The sequence below is a fragment of the Kitasatospora sp. NPDC059803 genome, assembly GCF_042732255.1.
Taxonomy (GTDB): domain Bacteria; phylum Actinomycetota; class Actinomycetes; order Streptomycetales; family Streptomycetaceae; genus Kitasatospora.
This window is the reverse complement of the sequence record NZ_JBHWIJ010000010.1, coordinates 19,628-26,604: the sequence shown is the minus strand read 5'-3', so window position 1 is coordinate 26,604 and position 6,977 is coordinate 19,628. Positions and strand designations below refer to the sequence as shown.

Annotated in this window: 7 protein-coding genes and 1 pseudogene; 2 read left to right on the top strand and 6 right to left on the bottom strand. The window is 72.9% G+C overall.

What is annotated here, in order from left to right:
• From ACFV6I_RS03055 to ACFV6I_RS03030, 6 genes and pseudogenes are all read right to left on the bottom strand, one after another.
• Positions 1-692: pseudogene (locus ACFV6I_RS03055) on the bottom strand (hypothetical protein); the annotation flags it as partial.
• Positions 683-1,432, bottom strand: coding sequence for an ABC transporter permease (locus tag ACFV6I_RS03050; protein WP_063347468.1), 750 nt, complete (start codon positions 1,430-1,432; stop codon positions 683-685). The gene ACFV6I_RS03050 and the pseudogene ACFV6I_RS03055, both read right to left, overlap by 10 nt.
• A gap of 45 nt (positions 1,433-1,477) precedes the next feature.
• Entirely contained in the window at positions 1,478-2,380 is a 903-nt protein-coding gene (locus tag ACFV6I_RS03045; protein ID WP_063347469.1) for an ABC transporter ATP-binding protein, read from the bottom strand.
• A 227-nt stretch (positions 2,381-2,607) separates the two neighbouring features.
• Positions 2,608-3,252, bottom strand: a complete 645-nt coding sequence (locus ACFV6I_RS03040) for a GPP34 family phosphoprotein (RefSeq protein ID WP_159398418.1) — start codon at positions 3,250-3,252, stop codon at positions 2,608-2,610.
• 37 nt (positions 3,253-3,289) lie between these two features.
• Complete coding sequence (locus ACFV6I_RS03035; protein ID WP_063347470.1) at positions 3,290-3,517, bottom strand: hypothetical protein; 228 nt, start codon at positions 3,515-3,517, stop codon at positions 3,290-3,292.
• A gap of 9 nt (positions 3,518-3,526) precedes the next feature.
• Positions 3,527-4,480 (bottom strand): SPFH domain-containing protein, encoded by a 954-nt coding sequence (locus tag ACFV6I_RS03030; RefSeq protein ID WP_380423393.1) that lies wholly within the window; start codon positions 4,478-4,480, stop codon positions 3,527-3,529.
• Between the two features lie 189 nt (positions 4,481-4,669).
• On the opposite strand from ACFV6I_RS03030, the gene ACFV6I_RS03025 reads away from it, so the two are divergent.
• Together ACFV6I_RS03025 and ACFV6I_RS03020 are read left to right on the top strand one after the other, a co-directional pair.
• Positions 4,670-5,296: a TetR/AcrR family transcriptional regulator gene (locus ACFV6I_RS03025; protein WP_159398419.1), complete on the top strand. Its 627-nt coding sequence runs from the start codon at positions 4,670-4,672 to the stop codon at positions 5,294-5,296.
• A gap of 43 nt (positions 5,297-5,339) precedes the next feature.
• Complete coding sequence (locus ACFV6I_RS03020; protein WP_380423392.1) at positions 5,340-6,845, top strand: MFS transporter; 1,506 nt, start codon at positions 5,340-5,342, stop codon at positions 6,843-6,845.
• The last annotated feature ends 132 nt before the right edge of the window (positions 6,846-6,977 follow it).

Below are 6,977 nucleotides of genomic sequence, written 5' to 3'. Positions count from 1 at the left end.
GCCCCGCCCGCGCGCGCCGCGGGGCGCGCGCCCCCGGCCCCGGCCTCCCGGGCCTGGACGAGGAGTTGGGCGTGCAGTCCGGCGTTCTCGGCGAGCGTCTCGGTGAGCAGCCGGTTGGCCTCGGCGAGTTCGGCGTTGGCGGCCTTGCGGCGGGCGCTCAGCCGGTCGGCCGCCTCGTTGAGCGCGAACATCAGCCCGACCACCATCAGGTTGAAGGCGACGACGGCCAGCAGTCCGCCGACCTTCGCCAGGCTGTCGGGCAGGACCCCGCCGACCTGGGAGAGCGAGGTGGGGACGGTGCCCACGGCCGCACCCGCCATCCGGGCCCGGCCCCGCAGGTACTGGGCGGCGTGCAGGTAGCCGGTGAAGGCGAAGAAGCCGAAGATCGGGTTGTCCAGCACCAGGACGGTGATCAGCGCCAGCAGGACGGCGAAGTGGGCGCCGGCGTACCGGGCGCGGCCGTCCGGGCCCGGCCTGCGGTCGAGCACCGAGCGCAGGACCAGCCACAGGAACGCGGCGGCCGCCGCCGGGAGGACGGCGGCGGGACGCGCGTTCGGGACGGGGATCAGCAGGGCCAGGGCGGTGGCGATCAGCAGCGCGACGTAGCAGAGCGGGCCGATCAGCCGGTCCAGCCGGTCCTGCCAGTCGCCGAGCGCGTTCTCGTCGGCCGACGGCCGCATGATCATTCCCACCGGAACAGCCTGGCAGCCGCGGCCCCAGCGAGCACCGCGTACGCCGCGAGTGTGAGCAGGCCCACGGCATGCGGGAAGTGCCCGGACCAGGCGTCCTGCAAGGTCTGGACGGCGGCGCCGCTGGGGGTGAAGTCCCCGATCCGGTTGAGCAGGGCCGGCGAGAACTCGCGCGGCAGCCAGATCCCGGAGAAGAACATCATCGGGAAGAAGGCCAGCGCGCCGACCGCGTTGCCGGCCTTGGCGGACGGGACGACCGCGGCGAGCAGCAGGCCGATCGACAGCAGCGCGGCGGCAGCCAGCAGGAAAGCCAGCAGGAACCCCAGCGGCCGGCGCGGCAGCGACACCCCGAGCAGGGGCCCGGCCGCCACCACCAGCAGCACCGAGACGACGGCGACGCCCAGGTACAGCGGCAGCAGCGCGCCGAACAGCAGCGCCGGGCGGACGGGGCTGGCGGACATCCGGCGCAGCACGCCGCGTTCGCGGTAGGCGGCGAGCAGCGAGGGCAGGCCGTTGAGGCCGAGCAGCAGCAGGGTGAAGACGGCCAGGATCGGCGCGTACAGCTGGATGGTGCTCATGCCGTGCATGTCGGGCGAGGTCTTGCGCAGGGCCGGGACGGAGCCGAGGACGAGGAACAGCACGACGGGGAAGGCGAGGCCGAAGAAGGCGGTCAGCGGGTCGCGGAGGAACAGGCGGGCCTCGGCGACGGCCAGGCGGCGGACGGCGTGGGCGGTGTGGTTCACGGTGGTGGTCCCCTCGGGCGTGGTGATGGGCGCGGTGATGGCGGGTCAGGCGTCGTGGCGGGTCAGGGCGAGGTAGGCGTCGTCCAGGCTGTGCTCGCGGATCCGCAGCCCGGTGACGACGATCCCCTCGCGGGCGAGCAGGCCGGTGACCTCGTCGGCGAAGTCCCCGACGCCGGAGACCTCGACCCGGCCGTCCCGCTCCTCGACCCCGGTGACCCCCGGCAGGGCCGCCAGCCGGGCGGTGTCCAGCGGCCCGGTGGGGCGGAAGCCGAGCGTGCCGCCGGTGCCGGAGCGGGCGATCAGCTCCGCGGGGGTGCCGGTGGCGACGATCCGTCCGCCGTCGAGGACGGCGGCCCGGTCGCAGAGCGCCTCGACCTCGTCCATGAAGTGCGAGACCAGGACCACCGTCACGCCCTCGTCGCGGATCCGCCGGATCAGCTCCCAGGTGTCGCGGCGGCCCTGCGGGTCGAGCGCGGTGGTCAGCTCGTCCAGGAAGGCCACCTCGGGGTTGCCGATCAGGGCGAGGGCGATGAACAGCCGCTGGCGCTGGCCGCCGGAGAGCTTGTCGAATGGGGTCCGGCGTTGGTCGGCGAGCCCCCACTCGTCCAGCAGCTCGCGCCAGTCCCGGGGGTTCGGGTAGAGCGCGGCGTACAGTTCCAGCGCCTCGCCGACCCGCAGCGCGCCCTGCAACTGGGCCTGCTGGAGCTGGATGCCGATCCTCGGCCGCAGCCGGTGGGCGTCCTTCACCGGGTCCAGGCCGAGGACCCGGACCGTCCCCGCGTCGGCCCGGCGCAGGCCCTCGCAGCACTCCACGGCGGTCGTCTTGCCCGCGCCGTTCGGCCCCAGCAGGCCGAACACCTCGCCGCGCTCCACGCCGAAGGAGACCTCCTCCAGCACCTGGCGCCGCCCGTAGGCCTTGCGCAGCCCCGCCACCTCGATCACGGCCATCGCGCCGCTCCCTCCCGCTCGTCCCCGCTGGTCCGGCCGGTTCCTCCGGCCTGCAACGAGCTTCCCGCGCGGGGCCCCGGCCGCGGATCGACCGGACGGTCAGAGCTGCGGGCGGGCGCGGTGGACGGTGGATCAACCGATCGGTGGATGGGGCGCGGGCCCGGAACGCGGGAGGCCCGGCCGCCGTGTCGGCGACCGGGCCTGTCTTGCGGATCACACCGGGTGGGTCAGACCAATGCGACGTCGGAGTTGCGGGTGCTGATGGCCCGGCGCAGGGCGCGCGGGACGGGGCCCGCGGCGGGGGCCAGCTTGTCGATCCGGGTGCGGAACTCGCGGCTCTGGCGCCACGTCAGGACGGCTCCGAGCCGGGCGGCGTCGACCAGCGCGACCAGCGCGGCGTCCGCCGGGTCGACCCGGCTGAGCGGCGCCTTCAGCGCCGAACCCACCGATGCCACGAGCGACTTGCGCAGCCGCTGCTCCGGCAGGACGACCCGGGTGGACGGGAACAGTCCGAGCGTGCGGCGCTGTTCGAGCCGGATCCGCCCGGACGCCGCCAGCCCGTCCCGGACCACCCGCGCGGCGCGGGCCGCCGGGCCCTGGCGGCGGCCGACCCAGCTCTGCCAGCTGCGCCGCCGGCCCTGCCGGATCTGCTCCAGCATCGCGGCGGAGAGCGGGTCGAGGCCGTCGGCCGACGCGCCGTCGACGGCGGCCGGGTGCCGGCCGTCGTCGCGGATCAGCGCGCGCCGTAGGAGTTCGGCGAGCGCGGCGGCCCGCAGCACCAGGTCGAGCCTGGCGGTGGCGGTGAGCCGCTCGCGCTCGGGGTGGTAGGCGAGCAGGTAGAGCTTCTCCGGCAGGGTGATGGGCAGGTCCACGATGGACTCCAAGCAGATGGACGGTGGATGGGCCCGTTCATCCGGCGTCGGAACCGCCGGTCTCCGGGTTCTCCTTGGGCGGTCGGCCGCGCCGGGGAAGACGGGCCGCGTCGCCGGGCATCCGGCCCGCGTCGCTGAGGGCACGGCGAAGGAGGAACTCGATCTGCGCGTTGGCACTGCGCAGCTCGTCCGCGGCCCACCGGGCCAGTGCGTCGTGGACCGCCGGGTCCAGTCGCAGCAGGATCTTCTTCCGCTCCGTCGCCAACGCCGCGCCTTACTGGTAGAGGGAGCCCGTGTTCACGACGGGCTGGGCGCCCCGGTCGCCGCAGAGCACCACCAGGAGGTTGCTCACCATGGCGGCCTTGCGCTCCTCGTCCAGTTCGACGACGTCACGCTCGGCGAGCCGGTCCAGCGCCTCCTCGACCATACCGACGGCGCCCTCGACGATCAGCCGCCGTGCCGCGACCACGGCCCCGGCCTGCTGACGCTGGAGCATCACCTGGGCGACCTCGGGCGCGTAGGCGAGCCGGGTGATCCGGGACTCGACGACCCGCACCCCGGCCGAGACGACCCGGGCCGCGATCTCGGCGGAGAGCATCCGGCTGATCTCCTCCGCGCCGTCGCGCAGCGACAACTGGCCCTCGCGGTGGGCGTCGTACGGGTAGCTGCTGGCGATGTGCCGGACGGCGGTCTCGGTCTGGATGGCGACGAAGTCGCTGTAGTCGTCCACCTCGAACACGGCCTTGGCGGTGTCCTCGACCTGCCAGACCACCACGGCGGCCATCTCGATCGGGTTGCCGTCCGCGTCGTTGACCTTGTTGGTCTCGGTCTCGTGGTTGCGGATCCGGGTGGATATCCGGCGGCGGCTGGTGAACGGGTTCAGCCAGGTCAGGCCCTCGGCACGGATGGTGCCGCGGTAGCGGCCGAGCAGCTGGACCACCCGCGCCTGGCCGGGCGAGACCACGGTCAGCCCGCACAGCAGCAGCAGTGCGCCCAGGACGGCCAGCGGCCCGGCGGTCAGCAGGGTGATCCCCAACGCCTTGGACCCGCCGGCCAGTTGGATGCCGCCGACGATGGTCGCCCCGATCCCCGCGAGCAGGCCGAGCAGCGTCCCTCCGAGCACCGGCAGCCCCGCGGCACCGGTGATGACCCGCTCGGTGATCTTGGGTGCCGGAAGGTCGAGGACGGGGCCGTCTTCGATGTCGACGGCAGAACGCGGTGTGGCCATGAGACCAGCTCCTCCAGCGAGTTTTTCCGATCCAGCTGTCAAAGTGATATCACTTTTTCCATGCACCACGCCAGGGGCTTGGCCGCATCCGCCAGGGAGACGACCCGGAGACGACCCCACCGCCAACTCCGGCCGACGATATGGCAGTTCGATACACGGCGTATTAAATACATGATGTATCGTTCCCGCGTGGCTCCATCGAAGACTGCTTCCACCGATTCCGGCCGGCCGCCTCGCCGACGTGCTCACACCCGCGCCCGGCTGCTCGACGCCGCCGGGCAGGTGCTGGTCGCGCGGGGGTACGCGAAGACCACCATCGAGGACGTGTGCGCGGCGGCCGGGTACACCCGGGGGGCCTTCTACTCCAATTTCGAGAGCAAGCAGGGCCTCGTCCTCGCGCTGTTCGACCGCCACTCCGCGCACCGGCTCGACCAGTTGGAGGGCCTGCTGAACCAACCGGCTCCGGGGGCGGCCCGACGGATCGGGGAACTGCTCCTGGCGGTCGACCCCGACGAACGGGGCTGGATCCTGCTCTTCCTGGAGTTCCGGCTCGACGCGGCCCGCAGCCCGGAGCTCAGCGCACAGCTCCACGAACACGACAAGGCCGTCACCGGGGCCCTCGCCCGCCTACTGGAGCGCAACGGCACGAGCGTCGACGCGCAGAACCTCGCCATGTTCCTGCTCGCCTCCCGCGAGGGCATCCTCGCCCGGACCGCCGCGGGCGGACCCGGCAGCGATGAAGCGTGGCGCGCCGCAGTCGACGTAGTCGCCGAACTGCTACCCACCCTGCTGCCCTCGCTGGAACAGGCACCCTGAGCAGCTCCGCCCACCCCTGCCGCCCGGTCAACTGAGAGGCGTCATGCCCGCAACCGCCCAGCCGGACCCACAGCGCTGGAAAGCGCTGTTATTCATCGGCATCGCCCAGTTGATGGTCGTGCTCGACACGACCATCGTGAACATCGCCCTGCCCTCGGCCCAGCACGACCTCGGCATCTCCGACGGCAACCGGCAATGGGTGATCACCGCCTACTCGCTGGCGTTCGGCAGCCTGCTGCTCTTCGGCGGCCGCATCGCCGACCTCACCGGCCGCAGACGCGCGTTCATCGTCGGCCTGCTCGGCTTCGCGGGCGCATCCGCGTTGGGCGGCCTCGCGGTCAACCCCGGGATGCTGCTCGCCTCCCGCGCCCTGCAGGGCGTGTTCGGCGCACTGCTCGCACCGGCCGCGCTCTCGCTGCTCGCGGTCACCTTCACCGAACCCAAGGAGCGGGCAAAGGCATTCGGGATCTACGGCGCGATCTCCGGTGCCGGCGGGGCCGTCGGCCTGATCATGGGCGGTGCGCTGACCGAGTACCTGAACTGGCGCTGGGCGCTGTTCGTCAACATCCCGTTCGCCGTCGTGGCCGTGTTCGGCGCCGTCACCGTGGTGCGCGAGCCGGCGGGCGCCCGCAACGGCGCCCGGCTGGACCTCCCCGGTGTCGTTCTCGCCACCACCGGCCTGCTGTCGCTGGTGTACGGGTTCACCCGCGCCGAGTCCGACGGCTGGACCGCCCCCGTCACCGTCGCGCTCTTCATCACCTCGGTGGTCCTGCTCGGCGCGTTCGTCCTGGTCGAGAGCAAGGCCCCGGCCCCCCTGCTGCCGCTGCGGGTGGTGACCGAACGCAACCGGGGCGGCATCTACCTCTCCCTGGGGCTGGCCGTCATCGGCATGTTCGGGCTCTTCCTGTTCCTGACCTACTACCTGCAGGTCGTGAAGGGCTACACGCCGGTCCGCACCGGATTCGCCTTCCTGCCCATGATCGTCGGCATGGTGACCGGGTCGACGCAGATCGGCACCCGGCTGATGACCCGTCTGCCGCCTCGGCTCCTGATGGGTCCGGGCTTCCTGACCTCGGCCCTCGGCATCGCGCTGCTCACCCAGATCAAGGTCGACAGTTCGTACGTCGGTCTGATTCTGCCCGCGCAGGTGCTCCTCGGCCTCGGAATGGGCACGGCGTTCATGCCCGCCATGAGCCTGGCCACCCGCAGCGTGCAGCCGCAGGACGCCGGCGTGGCCTCCGCCATGGTCAGCACCTCCCAGCAGGTCGGCGGCTCCATCGGTACCGCCCTGCTGAACACCATCGCGGCCGGTGCCACCACCAACTGGCTCGCCGAGAAGGCCCGTTCCGGCGCCGACCCGGCCAAGCTGGCCAACGCGGCGGCCGTACACGGCTACGCCACCGCGATCTGGTGGGCTGTCGGCATCCTCGCCGTGGCCGCGACCGTCGCCTTCCTCCTCATCAACGCCAGGCAGCAGAACGGCGGTGCGGGATCCGGCGGCACCGGGGCCGGGAAGGCCGACGCCGTCCCGGCGGCGACCCCCCACTAGGACGTGTCCGGTCGCCGGAATGGGGGGGGGGGGGGGGGGGCGCCACCCCCCCCCCCGCCCCCCCCAACCCCACCCACACCACCACCACCAGATCGATATGGCGCTCTCGCACGACAAAGACACCCCCCCCCC